This is a genomic window from Psychrobacter cibarius, from assembly GCA_030686115.1.
Taxonomy (GTDB): Bacteria; Pseudomonadota; Gammaproteobacteria; order Pseudomonadales; family Moraxellaceae; genus Psychrobacter; species Psychrobacter cibarius_C.
Window position 1 is genome coordinate 1,750,266 of the sequence record CP131612.1, and the last position, 24,161, is coordinate 1,774,426.

Consider the following 24,161-nt stretch of genomic DNA (forward strand, 5'->3'; position numbering starts at 1 on the left):
GACAGGTTTTTCCGTTTATTGATGATTAATTGCTGGCAAGTGGATACTCATGGCAATCGGTACGACTTTTTTGTTAGAATATGCCAGTATATTTGAGAGTGTGTGGCTAACTCATAATTAACTTTAATGCTAAGGGCAAGACGTATGATGAATATTTTGGTGATTGGTTCAGGTGGTCGCGAACACGCGCTAGCATGGCAATGTGCAAAAGACGATAAGGTCAATAATGTCTACGTCGCGCCTGGTAATGCTGGTACAGCGCTTGAACCTAAATGCCAAAACATTGTCCTAGTATCGACAGACGAGAACGCTAGTGAGCATAGTGCAATCATCGATTTTTGCCAAAACAATGCCATTGATATGGTCATTGTTGGACCAGAAGCGCCTTTGGTCACTGGTATCGTTGATGCTTGCCGCGATGCTGGGATTCAAGCGTGGGGACCAACAGCATACTGTGCGCAGTTAGAAGGCTCCAAAACCTTCGCTAAAGAATTCATGGAGCAAACCAATATCCCTACCGCAGCCTATAAAGGCTTCACCGAAGCGGTGGCAGCCAAAGCTTATATCGATGAAAAAGGTGCACCCATCGTTATCAAAGCTGATGGCCTTGCCGCTGGTAAAGGGGTCATCGTTGCAGAAACTATCGAACAGGCATATGAGGCCATCGATGACATGCTTGCGGACAATAAGTTTGGTGATGCAGGCAGCCGAGTGGTGATTGAGCAGTTTTTGCAAGGTGAAGAAGCCAGCTTTATCTGCATGATTGATGGTAAAAATATCTTGCCAATGGCAACGAGCCAAGACCATAAACGGGCTTTTGAAGGCGATACAGGTCCGAACACAGGCGGTATGGGAGCATACTCTCCTGCGCCAGTGGTCACTCAAGATGTCCATGAAAAAGTCATGACTCAAGTCATTCAGCCAGTGGTTGATGCAATGAATAATGCTGGTCACCCTTATACAGGATTTTTATATGCAGGTCTTATGATTGATGAGGCAGGTGATCCTTATGTGATCGAATTTAACTGCCGTTTTGGTGATCCAGAAACTCAGCCTATCTTAATGCGTTTACAATCATCAATGGTAGATTTGGTGGCACAAGGTCTAGCAGGACAGTTACCTAGTGATGCTCAATGGGACAGCCGCCCTGCCCTCGGTATCGTCATTGCTTCAAAAGGCTATCCTGAAACATCATCAAAAGGTGATGTAATTGCTGGCTTGCCAGAACTAGATGACAATAATGACAACGCTGTCAAAGTCTTCCATGCTGGCACAGCGTTTTCTGACAGTGATGCCATAGACCGTGAAAAAGAAGTGGTGACGAATGGCGGACGTGTATTATGCGTGACTGCTCTTGCAGATAGTATTTCAGATGCTCAGCAAGCCGCACTTGCGGTAACAGGTGCGATTAGTTTTGATGGTGCACAGTATCGCCGTGATATTGGTCATCATGCCATTGCTCGTGAAAACAGTTAAAAATCAATATTACTCAGGCGAGAGCTGTTCGCAGTTTCAGTCTGATATACCAAATTACTTTTAGCTTTTATGATTCGACCTAGCATGATGCTAGGTCTTATTTTTTGATATTATTTTTTACGAAGTTATAATCTGCAAATATATACTGCGGCTTACAAAGTAACTGCTATTGGCAAGCTTAGGCTCATCAATCAAATGTGCTTTATATGATACAATTTTGTACCCGTACATCGCATCTCCCTTGTATTGTAGGTTTTGAACCCACAAATCAATACCAACTGGATGAATGATTATATTTATGGCAAATGATACGTCTAAACCTTCTAGCACCAAGCAATCCATCGATAACTTAAAAACCTCAGGGTTTGATAGACGAATGTCGATTGCTAAAACCTCCTTAAATATTGGTCGCCGCTGGGCGGGTAATAGCGTGTCTGGCATGTTCTTAAACAAAGAAGCTCGCACAGCACGCAACCAAGTGTTTATGGAGGCTCAAGCAAACTACCTCGCAGAAGAGCTAGGTAAGCTAAAAGGTTCGGTCGTTAAAATCGGTCAAATGTTAGCAATTTATGGCGAACATATTTTGCCACCAGAAATCACCCGTGCCTTGCAAACGCTCAATGACGATACCGCTACGCTATCATGGCCAACCATGCAACAAACGCTGCAGCAATTATTGGGTGAAAAACTACATGAATTAGATGTCGATACGGTTCCTATAGGTACTGCGTCGCTCGCTCAAGTTCATCGAGCCACCGTGATTGCAACTGGCGAGCAAGTTGTATTAAAAATTCAGTATCCGGGTGTTGCTGATGCGATCAACTCAGATCTTGCTTTATTTAAGCAACTATTAAGAGTAAGTAATATCGTTCCGCAGACCCGTTCGCTCGATGCTTGGTTCGAAGAGATACGTGACCTACTCCATCATGAAGTGGACTATGAAGCTGAAGCCGCGACGACAGAACGGTTTTATGACCGTCTGAGTAATGATCCGCGTTACATAGTTCCCAAGATTAATCGCACTTATTCCAAAAAACGCCTACTCTGTATGTCTTATGAGCCAGGTATTACCGTAGTTTCTGAGGCATTACAATTATTACCTCATGAGCGTCGTAACGCTATTGGTCAGGCAGCCATCGAAATCATGATGCAAGAGATTTTTGTGTGGGGTGAAATGCAGACAGACCCCAACTTTGGTAATTATCTGGTTCGTGTCAGTGAAAATGAAGGCGATATCGATAAATTAGTATTATTAGATTTTGGTGCTATTCGTCAATTTGATAACAACCTTTTGACCATTGCGCATGGCTTACTAAAAGCTGGTTACCGCCATGACCATCAGGCGATGATGCTTGCGATGACGGGTTACGATTTCTTTGATAGTATGAGTGATAAAGTACGCTCTGATATGGCCTCACTATTTTTATTGGCAACCGAACCGTTTAGTGATCCAGCGACCAATCCTGAAATTCCTAGCGATTGTCTAGATAAGGACGACCGTTATATTTGGGCGAACAGCAAACTCCACTCTCGCCTCTCAACACAAGCCACAAAAGCGATGCAGTCTTTTGAGTTTAACTTACCACCAAAAGAATTTATGTTTATTAGTCGAAAATTTATTGGTGCTTACACCTTTTTGACAGTGCTTGACGCTTATACTGATTCCGATACCTTAGTAAAACCTTATTTATAGTCTTAATTGAAGAGTAAGTAATTTTTGAACCGCCTTCTTGTGGCGGTTTTATTTTCTAATATTTTATTCGCTTAGGCTATTTCATATATTACAAATTAGTACTTATTATTGGCAATATTGGTCTTGATTTATTACTTAGGCTATTTAACTTGATTCACAATATCTGCCTGCCACTCATCAAACCTAGTTTTATAACCCTCCGGCTTACGCATATTAAGCTCCCAGCATACCTCTCCACGGGCTAAATATTTTATTTCAAAATGCGTGCGCTGACTGTCATCAGCGACTTGATAGCGCTCATTAGGCAACGACCATGTCTTCGTTGCTTGCTGCTCTGCATTATTGATATAGGCTTCGATGTTGGTTACTAGTACCATCTCTCCACCTACTTGCAAGCGTGACAATAAAAACTCGAAAAAAGGCATGTTTAGCCATTGCTGGTTGGGATTATGCTGTTCAGGATTGGGGTACAGAATGAAAATCTTACTGACACTATTGGGTTTAATGGCATGCACAATCCATGCGATCGCATCAGCATGAATGGCAGTTAAATTCGGTGAATCTTGTAGCACTGCCAGTTTGGCAAAAGCGTCAAATTTATTACGCGTACGTTCGATCGCAATCAAATGCTTATCAGTATTTTTTGCGGCGAAACCAAGCGCATGCTTACCCTTCCCTGCACCAATTTCTAATATTAAAGGGACAGTACTTTCATTGTCGTGAATGATATTTGGCATAATAAAATCACGTGGTGCTGAAAGCTTTTCTGGTTGAAATGCTCGCTGTTGCTGATGTGTAAGCTCAATATTATCGCTCATCTACTATCCTTAAAGTATTTGTCTTTTGCCATTATTCGGGCGCATGCTATTATATAGCCAATCCACTTCAATAGTAATATGGCGACAGCGAGTAACGCGCTATCGTAGTCTATCAAGCGCATACGAGATAAAAATAGATGCAATTACCGACTGCCGCTCGCTAATGACGTTCATCATACAAATAAATCGAGGATACTCCCACCCCTATCATGACTGAATCTACCCCCAATACTTCTCCTAAAACCTATCCTTGCCCACGTTGTGGTACCAAAACAGCATGGCAAGACAATAAATACAAGCCGTTCTGTAGCAGTCAATGCAAACTTATCGACTTAGGTTCATGGGCAAATGAAGACTATACCTTACCTGCAGAAACTACGCCTTTTTCTGACGAGCTATAATCAACACCTTCTCTTTTAACTAATTTATCATCTTAAGGATGTTTTATATGTCTGCTACTTATCTGATGCCCACTTATAACCGTCAGCCAATCAGCTTTACACGCGGTTCAGGCAGCTGGCTATATACCAAAGATGACACGCCTTATTTAGATGCGCTGACTGGTATTGCCGTATGCGGTCTAGGGCATTGCCACCCGCAAGTGACTGACGCCATTCAGCAGCAAGCAGCGACTTTAGTACATACCAGTAATTTATTCGGTATCGACTGGCAAGAGCGTGCGGGTGAAGTGCTATGTACAGCCGCCCAAATGGACAGTGTGTTCTTTGCCAACAGTGGTGCTGAAGCGAACGAAGCGGCGCTCAAATTGGCGCGTCTATATGCCTATCAGCAAGGTTTTAAACGCCCAAAAGTCATCGTTATGGAGCAGTCATTCCATGGTCGTACCTTATTATCATTGTCAGCCACCGCCAACCCAAAAGCCCGTGAAGGGTTTTACACATTAGATGAGGATTTTATCCGTGTACCCTTTGGCGATATTGCCGCGATTAAGCAAGCCGCGCACGATCATGATGAAATTTGCGCCATCTTTGTAGAGCCTATTCAAGGTGAAGGGGGTTTAAATACTGCTGCTAACGGATTTACGTATCTTGAAGAACTACAAGCAGAGTGTGAAGCCCACAACTGGCTATTTATGCTGGATGAAGTGCAAACAGGTAATGGCCGTACGGGTAAATACTTCGCTTATCAACATAGTAATGCGCGTCCTGATGTATTGACGACAGCTAAGGGCTTGGGTAACGGTTTTCCAGTAGGCGCATGTATGGTACGTGGCCGCGCTAATGGTCTGTTTGGTGCTGGTAGTCATGGCTCTACTTATGGTGGTACGCCGCTAGCCAGTCGTGTGGTACATAGCGTATATGACGTATTGGCTAACAGTGATATCATGACCAATGCCGTAACCGAAGGGCTGTTTATTCGAGAGACGCTGGTCGATACACTAGGACAATATGGCGTCAGCAGTCGTGGTGCAGGTATGATGATTGGTATCGCCTTACCTGAAGACATGGACTGTAGTCAGTTGGTCGATCGTGCGCGTGATGAACAAAAGCTCATCATCAATGTCACTGGTGGGCATGTTGTGCGCTTGCTACCGCCGCTTAATATGAGCCGCGATGACAGCACACAAGTGGCTGAGCGTCTGATTGACTTGCTAAAACCATCATTTTAAATGATTGGTTACATTAAACGCTAACACTAAAAAAGCCTATAGATAATATGTCTATAGGCTTTTTGCTTTTGGAGGCTTTAAACTACTCTCTACGTTGCATTATTCAAACGTCACCTAATTGGCATGGAAGTACTTTTTTAACACCTCTAAACAGCGAGTGATTTTGGCTGGCTGTTGATCACGGTTTAAGGTGACGGCATATAGTACAAAACTTGGTAATTGATAACCGGTCAACACTTCGACCAAATCACCATTTTCAAGCTCTTTTTTGATGTCCATTTCCATCATTCTAACCAAGCCATGACCTTCTTTCGCCAAGGTGGTTGCCATAAAGACATTATTGGTATAAATGCGTGAATTCATTTTCGTGCGCGTCTTCTTACCCGTTTCTGTCTGAATGAGATCAATTTGATTGGCATCTTTCATGATTTCAATACAAATCAGCTGATGGTCAGCCAAATCTTTAGGCGTCTGCAGTTTGGTATGTTGGCGTAGATACTGCGGTGAAGCAACCAACATTTGGCGCACATCGGTCAATGGATGACTGCTGAGGCTCGAGTCATTAATCGATGGACTCATACGAATCGCAATATCGATCCGCTCATCAATCATGTCAATATAGTGGTTGTCTGCCAGATAGGTAATGCTAAGATCATCATGTGCCGCCATCCACGTAGAGAGTGCCGGCAAGATGTGATTAACACCAAGCTCCGGTGTTGTCGCCACTCGTAAGCTACCTGCCAACTCATCACGCAACTGATTGACCTTAATCCGGCCTTGTTCAGCAGCACTTACCACATCCTTTGCGGCTTCATAAAAGCTTTCACCAGCTTCTGTTAAGCTCAGCTTACGAGTTGAGCGGTGTAATAGCACGACGCCCAGCTCATTTTCTAATGAGCGGATTTGCTGACTGACGGCACTGGTTGTAATGCCAAGCTCACGAGCAGAGCCACTAAAAGAGCCATGTCCAACTACACTGGCGAACACAGCCATACCGCGTAAATTATCCAACATATTCTCACCTAAACTTCATTTCAGTTTTTAATATAACTTAACCATTATAGCGAATCTTAATTTATTTTATCGTTATTAAATATTTCTCTCTTGTTTAAAAAAGTCCATTTACTCTGCAATAAAAACAAAAATATCAAGGCGATAGTACAACATCGCCTTGATATTTTATATGAAAGTTGTATTTAATAACTATATAGACTTTTAAATAATTTTAACAACAGTTTTTCTGACTGTTTAATACAACTGAACCTTACCCATTTTTCCTTCACCGCGCTCATTCAAATACTGCATCACAGGCGTAGCAAGCAGTCTTGCTTCTGCAACCGTTTTGGCTTGCACCAAGCGTTTTTGTTGGCGACGCTCAGGCGTCTTATCCTCTGCTTGCATGACGCTGCCATCGATTTGCAAGTCAATTTCTGCTTGGGTGAACTGCTGTTGCAGTTTAGCCGCTAATTGCTGAAAAGTAGTTTGTAAATGCCGACTATCTACACTGGTTATAAATATTGCCTTGCCATCGCATAAGCCCGTCATCATGCCTTGACGCGCAAGTGCCAATTCGTCTTGAGCCAATATCTCCGCTTCACGAGCCGTTTGTAGCCAATAATCCCATTTTTCTGGTGTCCACTCACCTAGCAGTTCTTGCGGTGGGCAACGCAGCAAAGTACGAGGATCATCAAGTTGCCTTGTTAACTGAGAATTATTTGCATCAGGCTCAACAACTGGTTCAGGCTCAACAACTGGTTCAGGCTCAACAACTGGTTCAGGCTCAACAACTGGTTCAGGCTCAACAACTGGTTCAGGCTCAACAACTGGTTCAGGCTCAACAACTGGTTCAGGGTTAGTAACTAATACATCATGGTTTTGCTCAGAATTTTGAGCCAAACTTGGCTCAATATTGTCATAGGTCTCGACTTGCAAATCATCATTATTTCGTGCTTGATAATCAATGCCATAAGACTGTAATGGCTGTGCAGAAGCCGAGTGGCTATTTGATGACTTATTCGATGACTGTGTAGAACCTGTAGATGTTCCATCTTCTATAGCTGGTACTTCAGAGCCAGCATAAGTATGATTTAATATCTCATCGACTGGCAACGGACGAAATGCTAGCAGACGTAAAATGCACATTTCCAGCGCTTGCATTGGTGTGCTCGCAAGCTTAACACCCTCACGTGCTTGCACGACAATCTCATAATACAGTTGCAGAACGTCTGGACTCATATGCTGCGCAAGCGTGTTAATATCTTGCGCCTGTGCCTCATTCACATTTAATGCCACTTCAGGCAACAGCTGAGTCAACGCCAATTGATGCAGTAATTCAGTAAGACCATCAAACATGCTGGTGGCATCAACCATTTGCGCGCGCATTTGTTCTATGTGAGCCGCGACAGCAGATTTGTCATGGTTATAGATATCAGTAATTAAACTGACCAGATCAGCCGCATCAATTAAACCAAGCATGGCGTTTACAGTGACATCATCGAGCGTACCTTGACCAAAAGCAATGGCCTGATCGGTCAATGACAACGCATCACGTACCGAGCCTTTGGCGGCGCTGGCCAATTGCCAGAGCGCAGGTTGCGTATAGCCTACCTGCTCTTGGGTAAGAACATTTGCCAAATGCTCGCTGAGTAACGTTTGCGGTAGCGGACGTAGCACAAACTGCAAACAGCGCGAAATAATGGTAATTGGCAATTTTTGCGGATCAGTCGTAGCAAGTAAGAATTTTACATGCTCAGGGGGCTCTTCCAAAGTTTTAAGAAGCGCATTAAAACTGTGTGTGGACAACATATGTACTTCATCAATCAGGTATACTTTATAACGCCCCTGACTTGGCGCATACGGTACATTATCCAGCAACTCACGTGTGTCTTCTACTTTGGTACGGGATGCCGCATCAATCTCGATAAGATCGATAAATCGCCCTTGATCGATTGCCATGCAGTTATCACACACACCGCAAGGGGTACTAGTGATACCCGTATCGCAGTTCAAACATTTAGATAAAATACGCGCAATCGTGGTCTTACCCACACCGCGTGTGCCCGTAAAGAGATAAGCATGATGCAAACGGTTATAATCAATCGCATTAATCAGTGCTTGAGAAACATGCGTTTGCCCAATCAACTCGTGAAAGTTTTTGGGACGGTATTTGCGCGCTAAAACTTGATATTGCTGCGTCATAATAAATGCCAATGTGAATAATACAAATATAGATGGAGTGTCAAACCAGTAGGCTATATTAGGTTTAGATTATAACTGCGCTTGAAGTTGTGCCAAACGTTCATATAAGCGCTGAGTATTGGCGTCAATCACTGAGCCTTTTTGATAAAAGGCATCCAAATGCACCTCTGTATTGACGCTATCGTCACAAGGTCTAAACTCAACGCCAATCAAAAACAAATCATCCATCACTGGATCCTGCATTTGAGCATTGAGCTCCAACAACAAATCTTGTTGAGACGTGCGCACCTTGTCAGCACTTAGCGAACTATTATCATCTTGCGCATAGAAAACCATCAGATAATGGCGTCCAAACACGTGATAAGAGTGCTCATGACAAACATAACCATTCCAGCGAGAGTCTTGATCCATCGTTTTGTAAGCTAAGATTTTTTCAACCAAACAAGCGTAAGTGTACATTGACTCATCGACCAAAATATCGACTGGCTCTTTTGGTAGGGGTTGACCTGCCTCATAATAATTTTTGATCAAACTATTAAACAGCTTGTACCACATTCGAGTATTTTTCTGAATCTCAGCCATGAGTGCTTTGGCAAATACTGCCTGATCTGGTTCTGTAGCTTTGAGCAAGCGTTGCTCAATCTGATCGATCAACTGATTGTCAATCAATTGCTCTTGCACCCTAATCGCTCTTTGATGAAAGTCAGGCGACTGTAAAAACTGGGTAAGTAATGTCGATTCGTCTTGGAATGACTCAAACCCTGTCAGCTGGCTGCGATGAAAGTCTAAAAATGCGGACAAATCGCTTGGCGTAACCAATTGGCTGATGATATCGACAAAGTTTTGATGGCTAAATACCTGTAAGACACTCTGCTCATCATCCAGATCTAAAACACAGTCTTCAGCAAAAAACTGACTACCATATTCATAATCAACCGTATGCGAGGATGCTTGTAGTTTGTCATCTTGATGTGTAACAGACAATGACGTCAAACCAATGAAATAAACATCCTTACCAGCTGTCGAGGTATTACTTTCTGCCATCGACTTATCGTTTTTTAGATAAAGCTGAGCGTGACGCTTGATTAGTTGGTTGACGACTTCTTTTCTCCACTCACGAACTTGAGCGCTGTCTACTTTTTGCCTACTCGCTTGCATCACTACATCATTGACGATCAAATAAATGATAGCGCCAGAAAACTCAAAAACGAAATCATAACCTTGAAACTGCTCAGGATTGGTTGTTTTATCTGCTGGTAATTCATACAAAGATAAGAAACTTCGTTGAATCATCTGTTGCCAAAGTGAGGGTGACGCGTGCTGAGTATCCATGATATCCCTATAAATGAGGTCTCATAAAGAATCTGGGACCATTCCATTGAAAGCAAAAGAGCTTTCTTATGTTCAGTTTAGTCCCAGCATGGATTTATGGCAAGTAAACCAGTTTTAGCTTTCTAATTTGCGACGCATATGCGGGAACAAAATCACATCACGAATACTGGCAGAATCAGTAAACAACATCACTAAACGGTCAATACCGATACCTTCACCTGCGGTTGGTGGTAAGCCATAAGACAGCGCTTCGATGTACTCTTCATCAAAATGCATCGCTTCATCATCACCAGCGTCTTTTTCAGCGACTTGTCCACGGAAGCGTTCTGCCTGATCAGCAGGATCATTAAGCTCGCTAAAGCCGTTTGCCAGTTCACGACCACCGATGAATAGCTCAAAACGATCGGTGATTTCAGGATTGTCATCACTACGACGTGCCAGTGGTGACGTTTCCGCTGGATATTCAGTGATGAACGTTGGCTGACGCAATTGGTGTTCAGCGGTTTCTTCAAAGATAATGGTCTGTAGTTTGCCCACACCAAACACCTCTTTCACTTGCTGTTTAAGCGTTGTCGAGGCGTACTCTGCCAAATAATCACGGTCATTGATACGTGCCATATCGAAATTTTCGGCATATTTTGCAATTGCATCAGACATAGACAAACGTATAAATGGCGCTTTTAGACTGATGGCTTCTTCTTGATAAGTAATCTCAGTTGTGCCCAAGATATCCATCGCCAATTCATTAAATAAGCGTTCGGTCAAATCCATCAAGTCATGATAATCAGCATAAGCTTGATAAAATTCAATCATGGTAAATTCAGGATTATGGCGAGTTGATACACCTTCGTTGCGGAAGCTGCGGTTAATCTCGAACACTCTTTCAAAACCACCAACAACTAAGCGCTTCAAGTAAAGCTCAGGCGCGATACGCAGATATAAAGGCATATCTAGAGCGTTATGATGCGTCACAAACGGACGCGCCACCGCACCACCTGGGATAGGATGCATCATCGGCGTCTCAACTTCCATGAAACGCTCATTTAACATAAACTTGCGAATGCCGCTAATGACTTGACTGCGAATCATAAAGGTATCACGAGTCGTCTCATTGGTCATCAAATCAAGATGACGATTACGATAGCGCGCTTCGACATCAGCTAGACCATGAAACTTGTTTGGCATTGGACGTAGCGCTTTAGTCAATAACTGAAACTCTTCGATATGCACATATAAGTCGCCCTTGCCTGAGCGACCGATATAGCCTGATACGCCAACAATATCACCCAAATCTAGTGATTTAATGGTCGCCAACGTCTCTGGGTCCAACTCTTTGCGTGCAACATATAACTGAATGCGACCCGTCATATCTTGAATAACAATAAAGGCACCACGGTTCAGCATGACGCGACCTGCCACGTTGACCTGTGTTTTTTCACCATTCGCCGCTTTTTCTTCAATTTCTTGTTTTGAGACGCCGTCAAAAGCAGTTTGCAAATCTTGCGCATAATCAGTACGTTTAAACGTATTTGGATACGGCTGCTTGCCTGAAGCACTGATATCGTCTAGCTTGGCTTGCAGTTGCGCAATCAGCTCGTTAGCGTCTTCTACAACTGGAGTTTGGTCTTGGTTCTGATTATTGTGCTTTGACATAACACTCTCAATATTATTAGATAATTAAATGGAATAAACGAAAACTGCAAAATTAAATCTATACTTATTATCATAGTCGATAGCCGTAAAAAAACAGCTATAAACAAACAGACACTGTCATCTAGACAGTGTCACGCTTTTATGAATTAATGATTCACGACCAGCTATTGAGCCTCTAGTCATTAATATCCTGATGGTTACTAATCACCACCGCCGATACTGGCCATCAAATCAGCCTGATGCTCACGCAACAGTGCATCAAGAATCTCATCCAAGTCGCCTTCCATAATGGCATCAAGCTTGTATAACGTCAGGTTGATACGGTGATCGGTCATGCGACCTTGTGGGAAATTATAAGTGCGAATGCGTTCTGAACGATCGCCACTACCCACCAAATCACGGCGTATGGTATCTGCGGCATCAACTTGAGCCTGTACTTTGACTTGCTGAATCTTTGAAATCAGCATTTTCATCGCTTGCGCACGGTTTTTATGTTGGCTACGCTCTTGCTGACACTCTACCACGGTACCCGTTGGAATGTGGGTCAAACGTACGGCTGAGTCAGTGGTGTTAACGTGCTGACCACCCGCACCGCTTGAACGGAAGGTATCAAAGCGGATATCGGCTGGATTTAGATCTACTGTATCATCAATCTCAACCTCAGGCATCACCGCCACGGTACAAGCTGAGGTATGCACACGACCTTGGCTTTCGGTTTCAGGCACACGCTGCACACGGTGTACGCCAGATTCAAACTTTAAGCGCCCATACACGCTGTTGCCTGATACGCGAGTGATAATTTCTTTATAACCGCCATGCTCGCCTTCACTTGCCGACAGCACTTCCACTGTCCAGCCTTGTGTCTGCGCGTATTTTTGGTACATGCGGAACAAGTCACCAGAGAAAATCGCGGCTTCATCACCACCTGTACCCGCTCGAATTTCCAAGAAAGCAGGCACTTTATCATTCGGATCTTTTGGTAGCATCATGACATTGAGCGCCTCTTCCATCTCTACGATGGTCTCGCGGGCGTTATCAATCTCATCGATCATCATCTCTTTCATGTCAGGATCTGATGCATCAGCCAGCATAGCCTCTGCATCAGCCTGATCCGTTTCTGCACGCACATAGTTCTGCCATAAAGTAGTGATATCCATCAAGTCGCTGTGTTCGACAGACAATTCACGGAATTTATTATTATCGCTGATGATACTAGGATCTGATAATAAGGCGGTGACCTCTTCATAACGGTCTACCATCTGGTCTAAACGCAGGCGTAAGGATTCTTTCATAAAAGGACTTTTAATTGGATGAGAGGAATAAGACCGTGATTATAGCAAATTTTTCGGGGTAAATTAAAACCTCTACGCATTCTTGTCGATATTCTAAGCATTCTTCCCGTTATATTCGCAAATAGCGCCTCATTCTTGAATAATATATTGCTTAAATAATGTGATTAAATGCTCATAATAAAAATAACAGACAAAAAAATAGCTAAGGTTGCTCTTAGCTATTTTTTATTAGTACCAGATTTTACTTTAAAAATTAAACCTTACGCACCAACACTGAACCGATAGAGTAACCCGCACCAAATGAGCAAATCACACCCAAATCACCTGATGCTAGCTCATCTTTATAGCGATGGAAAACAATCATCGGACTGGCTGAACTGGTGTTAGCAAATTCAGCAATGACACTTGGCACAATCGCTTTATCTGCTTCTTTACCAATCACAGTACGTAGGATTAAATCCAACATATTGGCGTTGGCTTGGTGCAGCCACATCATTTTAACGTCAGACGTTGCGATATCATTTTCTTGCAAATGCTCAGTGATGACTTCTGAAACCTTTGGACAGACTTCACGGAACACTTTTCGACCATTTTGTAAGAATAGCTTGTCGGTGACTGGCTCTTTAATGTCTGGATACATCTCAGTCTGTGCTGCTAAGAACTCTGAGCGATCCATAAAGCCGTATTCGTTTTTGATATTGGTCGAAAACTGGGTAAATAGCTTAGAGTTAAGAATCTCATAACCTTTTGGCGTGTCTAGCTCTTCGACGATAGATGCTGTCGCGACATCGCCAAAGATAAAGTGGCTGTCACGGTTACGCCAGTTTAGATGCGCTGAAGTAATCTCAACGTTGACCACAGCGATGCGCTTAGCCAGACCAGAAACGATAGAGCCGTGTGCTTGCGATAGACCAAAAGTCGCGGCACTACAAGCGACGTTCATATCATAAGCAAAACCACCAATCATACCGATTGCATTTTGAATCTCGATAGCGACCGCAGGATAAGTACGCTGGAAGTTTGAACAGGCAAGGATAATACCATCTAGGTCATTCGCCTCAAGACCCGCATCTGCTAGCGCGTCTTTCAAAGCCGCAGTACCCATTTCTGCCATGATAGACAGCTCTTCACCTAAATGACGATAAGGAATCACTGGTGCCATGATTTCAGGATCTAAAATACCATCCTTTTCCATCACATAACGTGATTTGATACCAGATACTTTTTCGATAAAGGCCGCTGAAGAAGGCTCTAGGGCAGTCAAAGTTCCTGCTGCTATCTCGTCAGCATGCTTTGCATTATAATTCTCAACATACTTATTAAATGAATCTACTAGCTCTTCATTACTGATGCTATAAGGCGGAATATACAGGCCAGTGCCTGTGATACAAGTCGTCATGATAAGCTTCCTTGTCTACTACTATAGGGCTTGGGATAAGCATAAAAGTGGAAAAATAACAGTCGTTTGATTTCAGTGAATAACTGTAAACTTAAAATCAGAGCCTTTATTATGCCTGAATATAATTATTTTTCTAATACTTTGTTACAAATAATCTGTTTGTTGCGAAAAATAAGCAAAGTCCTGACTTCATTTTGGAGCAGCTACGTTATAATTGGCGCATTTTGCTAGCGACGCGTTCACAGTTCGAGCTCATAAAACTGCGAGACATAAACCCGCTCATATTTGGGAATACTCATGGTAGAAATTTTTAACTGGTTATTTGGACAGTACGCTGACTATCCCACCGTCTTTATTGCTCTTGAATTGATTGCCGTCATATTTGGGGTAGCAAGTGTCTTACTCGCCAGCAGAACCAATATTCTAGTCTTCCCCATTGGTCTCGTCAGCACCGCAATCTTTGTCTATCTGTTGTGGAAATGGCAGTTATTTGGCGATATGTTTATCAATGCCTATTATACGGTGATGAGTCTATATGGCTGGATCAATTGGACACAGAGTAAGAAAAACACAGCAATCAAAAAACAGCAAGATTATATCAACCCTACTGGTCAGCAGCAAAATGAGTCGTTAGCAAGGACTAACGCCCAGAATGCTATTCAAGTAGAACATCTCGATAAAAAAGATGTGCCAATACTCGCCTTACTAGCCTCGGCGACTATTGCCTTTGTCGCGTTGGTGTATTACTTCAGACCAGTCATCAATAATAACTTTAGTTTTGATGGCGCGGTATTAGGTTTGCATTTATTTACGTGGGTTGATTACACCGACATGCTGACCACCGCGCTGTTTTTGATGGCGATGTGGCTGATGGCGCGGCGCAAAATTGAGCATTGGATACTCTGGATAATCGCCGATGCTATTTCAGTCCCGCTATACTTTTATAAAGGTCTCACTTTTACTGCGCTACAATACGTAGTCTTCACTCTTATCGCAATTTGGGCTTACTATGAATGGCAACGACGTTACCGCTTGCAACCTAAAGCAGCATACGCCTAAATCGGTCATCAATGTCGCTATCCTAGGGGCAGAGAGCACTGGTAAGACCACGCTATGTCGCGACTTGGCAGCGCATTTTGGTTGCCCTTGGGTGCCAGAATACATGCGCACCTATCTACAAGCGAAATGGGATAAGGAACACCTCACTTGCACTTGGGATGATTTACTCCCTATTGCACAAGGTCAAATTGAGTTAGAAAATAAACTCGCCGCACAAGCCGCGCAAAATTCTGATAGCAGCTACTTGTTTTGTGACACCAGTTTATTTGAGCTAATGGTTTATGCCAACTGGTATTATGGTGATTGCCCTAAAGCGCTCACCAATGCGGCGTTAACGCATCATTATGATTTGATTCTATTAACCGAAGTTGATATTCCGTGGGTCGCCGATGATTTGCGTGATAGCCCACATCAACGTGATGAAATCAGTGCTTATTTTGAAAGTCAGCTGACCCGTCACCAAAAGCCATTTCATCGCATAGGTGGTGATAGAGATGAGCGGGTACAACAAGTGCTTGAATGGCTTTCTTAAATCCATCTATACCACGTTATCAGTAAATGACCTACAACCTTACCTTTAAGAGCATTAAGAGATGTCCATGCTAAAAAACATTGAACGATACCTAGAAAAAACCATCTTTAACAGCCGCTGGATATTAGCGCCTTTTTATTTAGGGCTGGTCTTAGGGATTATTTTATTATTTATAAAGTTCATTCAAAAAACAGTCATGATGTTCAATACTGTATTTAGCGCTTCTGTATCAGATGTCATTGTTAATATATTAGTGTTGGTCGACCTCTCTTTAGTAGCCAGTTTATTATTAATTATTATATTTAGTGGCTATGAAATATTTGTCTCAAAAATTGACACTGGTGATCACGTTGATCGACCTAGTTGGATGGGCAAAGTAGATTTTTCTGGTCTAAAACTAAAAGTCATCGGTGCCATTGTCGCTATTTCTGCGATTGATCTGTTAAAATCGTTTATGGATATTCCTAATGAATTGAGTGAGGGTGAAGCGGACAAACTCATGTGGAAAGTCATCATTCATATGACTTTTGTGTTGTCTGGCTTATTGTTTGCTATTATGGATAAAGTGGTTGGTGATACTAAAAAACACTGATACCAGAAAACACTAGTATCAGAAAACACTAGTATCAGAAAACACTAGTATCAGAAAACACTAAGGCTTATTTTTCCACACACTCTCCATCGTTCTTACATATTTTTTCTTCATCTCTCCTCTATGATCTTCTTTGAACCTACTGACTGTTATATGCACAGTTTTGGACTAAAGATTCATATGAGGAGCTTTCATGCAAAAAACACTATTGACTAAATTGTCCATCATCGCCGGGCTTTGTATTATTTTTGCCATCGGTCTCGGTATGATTGGCTCAGTCATCTACGAACGACAAAATTATGCCGCGTCGGTGGTTAAAGAAATTGCCCAGCAGCACGTCAATCCGCAAGAAGTCATCACCCCATTTATCATCATCCCTACCACAATTACACCTGAATGTCAGATTACAGCACCTGAAACAACCAGTAAATGTGCACCATCCTATTTAAAAAATGAAATTATCTTTGCCAGTCAGACCCAAGCCATACAAAATCTTGAAGTCAGCACTGATACCTACAAACGTGGCATCTATCATGCGACTAGTTATGATGGTGCGTTGACATTTGACCAGCGCTATACATTTGATCAAGCCATCAGCAGCTTATATGACACTACGAGCACAGCTAGTGACGCACAAGGTTCTGTCAGTACACCCGCCAATAAAAATAACACCCAGCCCGAAAAAACCATTATCCACTGGAATGCAGCAAAATTGATTATTCCAGTATCAGATCTGCGCGGCGTGGCGACGCTACCAACGGTGACCATTGATAAAAAACCGATAAAAGCGACCTACCCTCAGACAGCGCTGCTGAAAAACCTGACCTATGTAGAAGTAGCTATTCCGCAAGATATATTACAACGTTCAGTAAAAAACATAACGAGCCAGCAGAATGGCAATAACGCCCTTGCTACGAACGGTACTAGCGAGTCATTGACCAGTACAGAAATCGTCATTGATTTACCGTTAGCTGGTATTAGCAATGTAAACACTGTGCCGACTGGACAAAACTTTAACTTAACGATGCGCAGTAATTGGCATGCGCCAAACTTTATTGGTAAGGCGCTCCCCAATGCCAAAAAACTTACCGCTAAAGGTTTTGAAGCCAGTTGGCAAAATCAGTATTTAACAATAGCCAACAATCAAGATTTGTCGCAGTGTGTCAGCATCGCTAACAACCGATGTGTCGTCACCAGTCAAGCCACTCTCGATAATAATAGCCAGTCAATGGCTTCTGGTGATGCGCTTATAGCAATGGAAGGCGCTGCCACAGCAGAAGCTACCGCCATACCTGATAGCTATCGAAACGTGCGCCTGAACAGCTTTGGTGTGAGTTTTGCTGAGCCTAATGATGTGTATTTACAAACTGAACGAACGATGAAATATGCCTTATTATTAATCTTAGTATCATTCGGCACTTTCTTCTTATTTGAAGTGATCAAATCCAGCCGTATTCACCCTATTCAATATCTGTTGGTCGGTTGTGCGCTGTTTGTGTTTTATGTCTTACTATTACCACTTGCGGAGCAAATTGTCTTTTGGAAAGCGTATGCCATTGCTGCCAGCGCCTGTGTTGGACTCATTGGTTGGTATGCTTATTATGTACTGGGCGGCGTCAAGCGAGCGGCGATTTTTACTGTCACACTGGCAGGATTGTATGCGGCGTTTTTCGGCATATTAACCACCGAAGATATGAATTTATTGCTTGGTGCTGTCTTCTGTTTTGTGCTACTCGCTTGCGTGATGGTCATGACCCGTAAAATTGATTGGTATAAAATTGCCTAACTCAGATAGGGCATGTTAAAAGCGTTTAGTCTAGGGCTGTCTTACGTTGGTAGAATTGGCTATTATTAAGCCTGCCAACATAAGACCGCTCGATCTACTCATAGATAATTCAATATAGCTATCATCTCATTTATTATCATCTAATGATCTCACTATTCAAGGCCTTCGCCCAGTCTCGACATCCATTCTCACAGCGTTCACAGAGCTGATTTGGGTCAGATATATAATCGACATAGCCGCAGTGCATACATGCGTAATATGTTTCTGACTCTATCTCTTCGACAGGTTGATACTGCTTAGGGAAAAGCGGCATACCATAGCCAGTGTTTTCAGGCGGATATAACAATATGCTAAAATTACCGTCTGTCTCTAGCAAGCCTGTACGCACTTGACCCAAATGCTCGACCCCTTGTTGGCGCATTTCAGTAAAAAACTCATCATGAGACATTTTACCCTTTTTAATCTTATCAAGTACCAGCATCCCATCTTCTACAATATAGAGCGACTTCCCTTCTAATAGATCTTCAAAAGGTTGGAATTCCATCATGATCCACGTGCACAATCGATAAAGCAGGATAACAGCGCTCATGACCAGCACCGCCTGAATAATCGGCAAATCCTCGTTAAACATAGGGTCACCTGCGATAGAACCCAATGATAAAATAATGGTCAACTCAAAGATTGACAGCTGACGGACGCCGCGTTTGCCCGTCAAACGCAAAAACGAGATAATCAGCACAAACATGACGCTGACGCGCACCAATATCTCAAGCGCAAATGCCCAAGTGGTGTCATGAATAAAGATACTTGCCCAATCCATATTACTTTTTCCTATCTATTGTTTTTATTTGATTTATGACGATTAACTTCAGCAATCGTTCTGAATATGCGCTTGACCCACATCACATCATTTTTGTCGTCAGCCTTTATTGTTAATTCAACTATCATCAGTCCAATTTAAAAAATACTTTTGCCTGCGAGTGCAATAAAATATGGTCTGTTGTGAGAAATCTCCCAATTGGCAACTAGCAACTAGCAACTAATTTTTGGCACTTCAGCCATTATTTTTGCTGGTAAAAAAGCGGTAATAACAACATCCCTAAAAGTCGAATTTGCCTATTTTATTCAAAAACCAGCTTCTTTATTGTAGGAATTATTTTTGAAAGCCACCTTGTACACCGTTATTGCATTAATCGCCTTTGCTGCAAACTCTCTCTTTTGCCGTATGGCGTTAGCAGAGGGTCATATAGATGCTTGGAGCTTTACCATTCTGCGCCTGCTGAGCGCTGCTGTCTGCCTAGGTATTATCATGACCATTCATGCTTATCGGTTACGACAGCATGTACGAGAGCCTGACAGCATTGCTCACGCTGCTATTTTAAACGACAAAGGTAGCTGGTTAAGTAGCCTGAGCTTAGTGATTTATGCGCTATGCTTTTCGATTGCTTATGTAGAGTTGGATACTGGTACAGGAGCGCTGATTCTATTTTCAGCGGTTCAGCTGACGATGATTGGTTGGGGCATCTATAAAAAAGAGCAATTGAGCGGCTTACAATGGCTGGCATTTATCGTAGCGGTATCAGGGTTTGTCTATTTGATGCTACCGTCAGCAGCGGTGCCTTCGTTACTGGCGGCGGTGCTTATGGCAATCAGTGGTGCTGCTTGGGGCATATATAGCATACGCGGCAAATCATGCGTGTCACCGCTGCGAGCCACAGGTTTTAATTTCATTCGGAGTCTGATAGCAGCGCCCATACTGTTAGTGATAGGCATGACTTATCTAGAAAATATAGGCTTGGAAAACATCAATTTAGGTGATATTACTATAAAAGGAGTACTTTTGGCCTTTGCGTCAGGAGCGATCGCATCCGGTATAGGCTATAGCATCTGGTATATGGCCATGCCTTTGTTAAAAAACACCCAAGCAGCAGTTGTACAACTGTGTGTACCTATACTGGCTGCGATATTAGGCGTGGTGTTTTTATCTGAGCAATTGACCTTGCCATTCGTTATAGCAAGCTCAGTTATCTTGGGTGCAGTATTGGTATTTATTTTAAATAGAGAAAAAGCCCCTACGTGAAATATTCTCATTCGTTATTTAAAATAAATAGGCTAATAGAGGCTTAGTCATAAAAAAGACAGATAAGATTACTACCATAGCCCTCAAACACAACATGAAGTTACATTCTCTACGGTATCATGTTGCTTGAAGTAACAACCTACTTTTACCGATACTTTTGAGGCATATTATGAAAAAATTATTAGCCGTAGCACCTTTTGCTCTATTATTGTCTGCCTGCGCCACTAATGCACCAACCACTACGACCCCAGAGACCAATACTCAGCCAGTAGTCCAATCATTCACTTGTGAAGACAATGGTCAACTCACTGCTGCTTACACTGCAAATGGTCAAACTGCTAACCTAAACGTGACCTTGCCTAAAGTTGGCTTGACCAACGCAAAAATCACCATGGAGCAAGCGGTATCAGGTTCTGGCGCTCGTTATGTCAATAATGTTAACCCTAAAACCACTTACGATTGGCACACCAAAGCGGATTACGGCATCATGACCATCAAATCAGACAATGGTCAACAATACCAAGTGAACTGCCAACTATAATAATCTTAGAAACAAGTATGAATAATACGTGGTGGTTATTTGAATAAAACCCATGTTTTTATTCTCATCTATTGAAAACGAAAGAGCCAGTAGTCAAACTACTGGCTCTTTTTTGTGCTTAACTTTTTATGCTTGATAATTTAATTTTAATGATCAACGTTGAATCACTCAATAAAAAACTGCCTGAATACTTATGTACTCAAGCAGTTGAAAGTCATGTCGTTTTTATATTTGTTTATAGTTATTAGAGCAGCTGTTGAATCGTTCGTTAGGTATTAACTACTGCTGACCGTTAAACCACGGTCACATGCAAACGTGCATCGACATTACCGCGAGTGGCATTAGAGTATGGGCAAACTTGGTGAGCTGTTTCGACCAGTGTTTGCGCTTGAGCCTCATCAATGCCCGACACTTCAACATACAAATCTATGTCTAGGTTATAGCTACCATCGGCTTTCATACCAATACCCACTTGGGTCGAGGTTTTTGAGGCAGTGATTGGCAGTTTCATTTGCTGAGCGGTCAGATTTAAAGCACTATCAAAACAAGCCGCATAACCCATTGCAAAAAGCTGCTCTGGATTGACACCTTCCTTGTCTGTTTCTTGAAAAGAGACCAGATCAAAAGCTAGCGAACCATCGTCAAGACCTGTATGACCAGAACGACCACCGGTTGCCGTTGCGCGCGTTTTATAGAAAATTTTCATCATATATTCCTTACGGATTGGCGTGTTATTGGTGTTGTGCAAAACGCTGCAAATCAATCTTGCTGCGTTTTGATGCCATCATTATAGAAGTGAGCACGCTAATCCGGTAGAGCATTACTCCAGAATCCTTGCCTAATACTATAAATATTTATATCATTAGGCAAATTATAAAGTAAGCGTAAATCATGAAAACAAAAACGGTAGAGCAGCTATTTAGTATATTACCCAAAAACCAAACTATCGAATCAGACATTTCAGGCTTGTTTTTTTATTGTGCCGACAGACCAAGAAAGACTATCAGCTATATCCAAGAACCTAGCATATGTATTGTCTTACAAGGCACGCGTGAAATTTACTTAGGTACAGATTGCCAGAAATTTGATGACAGCAGTCTGATGTTCTGCCCTGTCAATATTCCTATAAACATGCATATCAAACACGCCACTGTAGAAAAGCCTGTCATCGTATTGTCTATGAAATTAAATCTAGCGCTCATTCGTGAGGTAATGGCACAAATACCACCTCAGAAAAATGCCGATTATGAGCATCAAGGTATAAAATGGCCATTAGAAGACACCATATTAACCGCATTCGAACGGCTGATAGACTTGCTTAATTATCCAAATGATATAGAGTTTTTATCACCTTTAATTCAGCAAGAGATTTATTATCGTCTGCTCTCAGCACAGCAAGGTCATAAGCTTCGGCAACTGGTGGTTAATGGCAGTCACACCCACCGTATTGCCCAAGCTACCGATTGGCTAAAAGCGCATTTAGAAGAGCCCGTCATCATAGAAGATTTGGCCAGTCGATGCGGTATGAGTGTGTCGGGATTTCATCAACATTTTAAAGAAATCACTCAACTAAGCCCGCTTCAATATCAAAAAAGCCTACGATTGATGAAAGCACGGCAGCTTATTCAACTCGGCGAGGCACAAGTATCGCAAATCGCCATGCAAGTAGGCTATGAAAGTCCCAGCCAATTTAGCCGTGAATATAAACGGCTATTTGGAGTAAGCCCAAGCAGTGAGTTAAATATCTAGAATGAGGCTTCTACCATAATGCCCCTACTATAATGGTTTCTGACTAAGGCAATCCCTCTGCGTCTTGACAGCTTCATAAGCAACTGCGTACACAATGTAATTATCTGTTTAACAGATTCCTACACCCTCCCTCTTTCCAGCCAAACAAACGACGAAATATCTTACCCAAGAAAAAAACAGTTGACTTGGTCTATATATTCATATTATAACATATATATTATATTCATAATTTTGCAACTATTATAATAATTTTTCTACGTGTGATCGTCAGAATATTTCGGGAGGCACTAACATGATTCGTTTAAGCTATACTCTCAAATGCTGGGCATTGGGTGTCACTTATTTCTTGGTGTTTTATTTTATGGTGGTCATGAGCGACCCTGGTTTTAGCAAGTATATTTATATGCTGGCACTAAGCACCTTGCTATTCCCCGTAGCTAAGCGTTCAGTCGATGTTATGACGGATTTTTTTACACCAAACACGGTATTATTCAACGGATTATTGCCCTCATTATTGATCAACGTGGTGATTTGGATACTCACGCCATTTATTGTAGCACTGACCGTTATAGCATTCGTGCTTTATAGTATGGGTGTGCTGACAGAAAAGATCAGCCACTAATTTTACTCAGGTGCTAAATTTTAGAGCAAAGGTCATATGACGCCACCTTTGCTTTTTTGCTTCATAAAAGATTTGTCCATCGCAGAAAAACAATGACACTCAAAAAAAAGGCTGAGTTAGCAATTGCTAATCCAGCCTTTTTATCGATAGTGAGTGAGGGTTGGTTACTTAAAATCAGTAGAGTATCCATTCGATAACCTACTCTATCAAAGCTACGCGCAAATCTCACGAATAGTTATTTGATTTTGATATTTGCCTAGAGGCCCATATTGACCGATGGGGCTAATGTTACCAATGATGCAAGTTTCGAAATATTTGTAATAGCCTTTTTGATTGAGACTTTTTGAATCTTTAATTAATAATTGCTTTGGGTCTGACACATAGTAAATAATGTTATCAGAAACGAACTCATGAATCTCAAAGCTTCTTTTAAACTTACCGCGTAACTGCACTTCTTTTTCTACGCTTGTTGGCACAAATACCTTCACATTTTCATTATTACTGGCTTGTGTTTCATCACAGCCCGTACTCATAAATATAGTTGATGCAAATGCTAGTATTATCAATCTACATTTAATCATTATTTTTTATCCTGCTCAAAAACTTACATCAATATATTAGGTAACATGCAAAAAACGTTGGTATAAAAAATAATAGCTCTTTCATTTAATCAAATATTATCGACTAAATCAAAGAGCTATACAAGACA

Annotated in this window: 22 protein-coding genes; 12 read left to right on the forward strand and 10 right to left on the reverse strand. The window is 42.1% G+C overall.

The window, feature by feature from the left end; all coding sequences use genetic code 11:
- Nucleotides 1-147: 147 nt before the first annotated feature.
- Both purD and Q6344_07290 read left to right on the forward strand, forming a co-directional pair.
- Nucleotides 148-1,476 (forward strand): phosphoribosylamine--glycine ligase, encoded by a 1,329-nt coding sequence (gene purD, locus Q6344_07285; protein ID WLG15171.1) that lies wholly within the window; start codon nt 148-150, stop codon nt 1,474-1,476.
- A gap of 298 nt (nt 1,477-1,774) precedes the next feature.
- A complete protein-coding gene (locus tag Q6344_07290; GenBank protein WLG12424.1) occupies nt 1,775-3,169 on the forward strand; it encodes an AarF/ABC1/UbiB kinase family protein in 1,395 nt (464 codons plus the stop codon).
- 140 nt (nt 3,170-3,309) lie between these two features.
- Here Q6344_07290 and Q6344_07295 read toward each other — a convergent pair whose 3' ends face one another.
- The gene (locus Q6344_07295) at nt 3,310-3,987 is read right to left on the reverse strand and encodes an SAM-dependent methyltransferase (protein WLG12425.1); all 678 of its coding nucleotides are present in this window, start codon (nt 3,985-3,987) and stop codon (nt 3,310-3,312) included.
- Nucleotides 3,988-4,196: 209 nt separating this feature from the next.
- Here Q6344_07295 and Q6344_07300 point away from each other — a divergent pair, with 209 nt between their 5' ends.
- The gene (locus tag Q6344_07300; protein ID WLG12426.1) at nt 4,197-4,388 is read left to right on the forward strand and encodes a DNA gyrase inhibitor YacG; all 192 of its coding nucleotides are present in this window, start codon (nt 4,197-4,199) and stop codon (nt 4,386-4,388) included.
- A 47-nt stretch (nt 4,389-4,435) separates the two neighbouring features.
- Nucleotides 4,436-5,617, forward strand: a complete 1,182-nt coding sequence (locus Q6344_07305) for an aspartate aminotransferase family protein (GenBank protein WLG12427.1) — start codon at nt 4,436-4,438, stop codon at nt 5,615-5,617.
- A 114-nt stretch (nt 5,618-5,731) separates the two neighbouring features.
- Here Q6344_07305 and Q6344_07310 read toward each other — a convergent pair whose 3' ends face one another.
- The 6 genes from Q6344_07310 to Q6344_07335 all read right to left on the reverse strand — a co-directional run bounded on the left by Q6344_07310 (nt 5,732) and on the right by Q6344_07335 (nt 14,491).
- On the reverse strand, nt 5,732-6,631 hold the full coding sequence (locus tag Q6344_07310; GenBank protein WLG12428.1) for a LysR family transcriptional regulator: 900 nt from the start codon (nt 6,629-6,631) through the stop codon (nt 5,732-5,734).
- 234 nt (nt 6,632-6,865) lie between these two features.
- Complete coding sequence (dnaX, locus tag Q6344_07315) at nt 6,866-8,815, reverse strand: DNA polymerase III subunit gamma/tau (GenBank protein WLG12429.1); 1,950 nt, start codon at nt 8,813-8,815, stop codon at nt 6,866-6,868.
- A 69-nt stretch (nt 8,816-8,884) separates the two neighbouring features.
- Complete coding sequence (locus Q6344_07320; protein WLG12430.1) at nt 8,885-10,147, reverse strand: hypothetical protein; 1,263 nt, start codon at nt 10,145-10,147, stop codon at nt 8,885-8,887.
- Nucleotides 10,148-10,261: 114 nt separating this feature from the next.
- Complete coding sequence (lysS, locus tag Q6344_07325) at nt 10,262-11,800, reverse strand: lysine--tRNA ligase (GenBank protein ID WLG12431.1); 1,539 nt, start codon at nt 11,798-11,800, stop codon at nt 10,262-10,264.
- 200 nt (nt 11,801-12,000) lie between these two features.
- Nucleotides 12,001-13,092: a peptide chain release factor 1 gene (gene prfA / locus Q6344_07330; protein WLG12432.1), complete on the reverse strand. Its 1,092-nt coding sequence runs from the start codon at nt 13,090-13,092 to the stop codon at nt 12,001-12,003.
- Nucleotides 13,093-13,345: 253 nt separating this feature from the next.
- The gene (locus tag Q6344_07335; GenBank protein WLG12433.1) at nt 13,346-14,491 is read right to left on the reverse strand and encodes a beta-ketoacyl-ACP synthase III; all 1,146 of its coding nucleotides are present in this window, start codon (nt 14,489-14,491) and stop codon (nt 13,346-13,348) included.
- A gap of 297 nt (nt 14,492-14,788) precedes the next feature.
- Here Q6344_07335 and pnuC point away from each other — a divergent pair, with 297 nt between their 5' ends.
- The 4 genes from pnuC (at nt 14,789) to creD (ending at nt 18,460) form a co-directional block, all read left to right on the forward strand.
- Nucleotides 14,789-15,550, forward strand: coding sequence for a nicotinamide riboside transporter PnuC (gene pnuC / locus Q6344_07340; protein ID WLG12434.1), 762 nt, complete (start codon nt 14,789-14,791; stop codon nt 15,548-15,550).
- On the forward strand, nt 15,501-16,082 hold the full coding sequence (locus tag Q6344_07345; GenBank protein ID WLG12435.1) for an ATP-binding protein: 582 nt from the start codon (nt 15,501-15,503) through the stop codon (nt 16,080-16,082). Before pnuC ends, Q6344_07345 begins: the two co-directional genes overlap by 50 nt.
- A 67-nt stretch (nt 16,083-16,149) precedes the next feature.
- The gene (locus tag Q6344_07350; protein ID WLG12436.1) at nt 16,150-16,674 is read left to right on the forward strand and encodes a TIGR00645 family protein; all 525 of its coding nucleotides are present in this window, start codon (nt 16,150-16,152) and stop codon (nt 16,672-16,674) included.
- A gap of 193 nt (nt 16,675-16,867) precedes the next feature.
- Complete coding sequence (gene creD, locus Q6344_07355) at nt 16,868-18,460, forward strand: cell envelope integrity protein CreD (GenBank protein ID WLG12437.1); 1,593 nt, start codon at nt 16,868-16,870, stop codon at nt 18,458-18,460.
- Between the two features lie 136 nt (nt 18,461-18,596).
- Here creD and Q6344_07360 read toward each other — a convergent pair whose 3' ends face one another.
- Complete coding sequence (locus Q6344_07360; GenBank protein ID WLG12438.1) at nt 18,597-19,280, reverse strand: DUF421 domain-containing protein; 684 nt, start codon at nt 19,278-19,280, stop codon at nt 18,597-18,599.
- 339 nt (nt 19,281-19,619) lie between these two features.
- Here Q6344_07360 and Q6344_07365 point away from each other — a divergent pair, with 339 nt between their 5' ends.
- Both Q6344_07365 and Q6344_07370 read left to right on the forward strand, forming a co-directional pair.
- Nucleotides 19,620-20,540, forward strand: a complete 921-nt coding sequence (locus Q6344_07365) for a DMT family transporter (GenBank protein ID WLG12439.1) — start codon at nt 19,620-19,622, stop codon at nt 20,538-20,540.
- Nucleotides 20,541-20,709: 169 nt separating this feature from the next.
- Complete coding sequence (locus Q6344_07370; GenBank protein WLG12440.1) at nt 20,710-21,081, forward strand: MliC family protein; 372 nt, start codon at nt 20,710-20,712, stop codon at nt 21,079-21,081.
- A 292-nt stretch (nt 21,082-21,373) separates the two neighbouring features.
- On the opposite strand, the gene Q6344_07375 is transcribed toward Q6344_07370, so the two are convergent.
- Nucleotides 21,374-21,787: an organic hydroperoxide resistance protein gene (locus tag Q6344_07375; protein WLG12441.1), complete on the reverse strand. Its 414-nt coding sequence runs from the start codon at nt 21,785-21,787 to the stop codon at nt 21,374-21,376.
- Between the two features lie 185 nt (nt 21,788-21,972).
- On the opposite strand from Q6344_07375, the gene Q6344_07380 reads away from it, so the two are divergent.
- A complete protein-coding gene (locus Q6344_07380) occupies nt 21,973-22,830 on the forward strand; it encodes an AraC family transcriptional regulator (protein ID WLG12442.1) in 858 nt (285 codons plus the stop codon).
- A 292-nt stretch (nt 22,831-23,122) separates the two neighbouring features.
- A complete protein-coding gene (locus Q6344_07385; GenBank protein WLG12443.1) occupies nt 23,123-23,452 on the forward strand; it encodes a hypothetical protein in 330 nt (109 codons plus the stop codon).
- A gap of 212 nt (nt 23,453-23,664) precedes the next feature.
- Here the strand turns inward: Q6344_07385 and Q6344_07390 are convergent, their stop codons facing one another.
- Complete coding sequence (locus Q6344_07390; GenBank protein ID WLG12444.1) at nt 23,665-24,033, reverse strand: hypothetical protein; 369 nt, start codon at nt 24,031-24,033, stop codon at nt 23,665-23,667.
- Nucleotides 24,034-24,161 lie beyond the last annotated feature (128 nt).

What these genes read in the sequence shown, in the direction of transcription:
- purD (WLG15171.1), top strand. Translation starts at nt 148, where the DNA reads ATGAATATTTTGGTGATTGGTTCAGGTGGTCGCGAACACGCGCTAGCA.
- Q6344_07290 (WLG12424.1), top strand. Translation starts at nt 1,775, where the DNA reads ATGGCAAATGATACGTCTAAACCTTCTAGCACCAAGCAATCCATCGAT.
- Q6344_07295 (WLG12425.1), bottom strand. Translation starts at nt 3,987, where the DNA reads ATGAGCGATAATATTGAGCTTACACATCAGCAACAGCGAGCATTTCAA.
- Q6344_07300 (WLG12426.1), top strand. Translation starts at nt 4,197, where the DNA reads ATGACTGAATCTACCCCCAATACTTCTCCTAAAACCTATCCTTGCCCA.
- Q6344_07305 (WLG12427.1), top strand. Translation starts at nt 4,436, where the DNA reads ATGTCTGCTACTTATCTGATGCCCACTTATAACCGTCAGCCAATCAGC.
- Q6344_07310 (WLG12428.1), bottom strand. Translation starts at nt 6,631, where the DNA reads ATGTTGGATAATTTACGCGGTATGGCTGTGTTCGCCAGTGTAGTTGGA.
- dnaX (WLG12429.1), bottom strand. Translation starts at nt 8,815, where the DNA reads ATGACGCAGCAATATCAAGTTTTAGCGCGCAAATACCGTCCCAAAAAC.
- Q6344_07320 (WLG12430.1), bottom strand. Translation starts at nt 10,147, where the DNA reads ATGGATACTCAGCACGCGTCACCCTCACTTTGGCAACAGATGATTCAA.
- lysS (WLG12431.1), bottom strand. Translation starts at nt 11,800, where the DNA reads ATGTCAAAGCACAATAATCAGAACCAAGACCAAACTCCAGTTGTAGAA.
- prfA (WLG12432.1), bottom strand. Translation starts at nt 13,092, where the DNA reads ATGAAAGAATCCTTACGCCTGCGTTTAGACCAGATGGTAGACCGTTAT.
- Q6344_07335 (WLG12433.1), bottom strand. Translation starts at nt 14,491, where the DNA reads ATGACGACTTGTATCACAGGCACTGGCCTGTATATTCCGCCTTATAGC.
- pnuC (WLG12434.1), top strand. Translation starts at nt 14,789, where the DNA reads ATGGTAGAAATTTTTAACTGGTTATTTGGACAGTACGCTGACTATCCC.
- Q6344_07345 (WLG12435.1), top strand. Translation starts at nt 15,501, where the DNA reads ATGAATGGCAACGACGTTACCGCTTGCAACCTAAAGCAGCATACGCCT.
- Q6344_07350 (WLG12436.1), top strand. Translation starts at nt 16,150, where the DNA reads ATGCTAAAAAACATTGAACGATACCTAGAAAAAACCATCTTTAACAGC.
- creD (WLG12437.1), top strand. Translation starts at nt 16,868, where the DNA reads ATGCAAAAAACACTATTGACTAAATTGTCCATCATCGCCGGGCTTTGT.
- Q6344_07360 (WLG12438.1), bottom strand. Translation starts at nt 19,280, where the DNA reads ATGGATTGGGCAAGTATCTTTATTCATGACACCACTTGGGCATTTGCG.
- Q6344_07370 (WLG12440.1), top strand. Translation starts at nt 20,710, where the DNA reads ATGAAAAAATTATTAGCCGTAGCACCTTTTGCTCTATTATTGTCTGCC.
- Q6344_07375 (WLG12441.1), bottom strand. Translation starts at nt 21,787, where the DNA reads ATGAAAATTTTCTATAAAACGCGCGCAACGGCAACCGGTGGTCGTTCT.
- Q6344_07380 (WLG12442.1), top strand. Translation starts at nt 21,973, where the DNA reads ATGAAAACAAAAACGGTAGAGCAGCTATTTAGTATATTACCCAAAAAC.
- Q6344_07385 (WLG12443.1), top strand. Translation starts at nt 23,123, where the DNA reads ATGATTCGTTTAAGCTATACTCTCAAATGCTGGGCATTGGGTGTCACT.
- Q6344_07390 (WLG12444.1), bottom strand. Translation starts at nt 24,033, where the DNA reads ATGATTAAATGTAGATTGATAATACTAGCATTTGCATCAACTATATTT.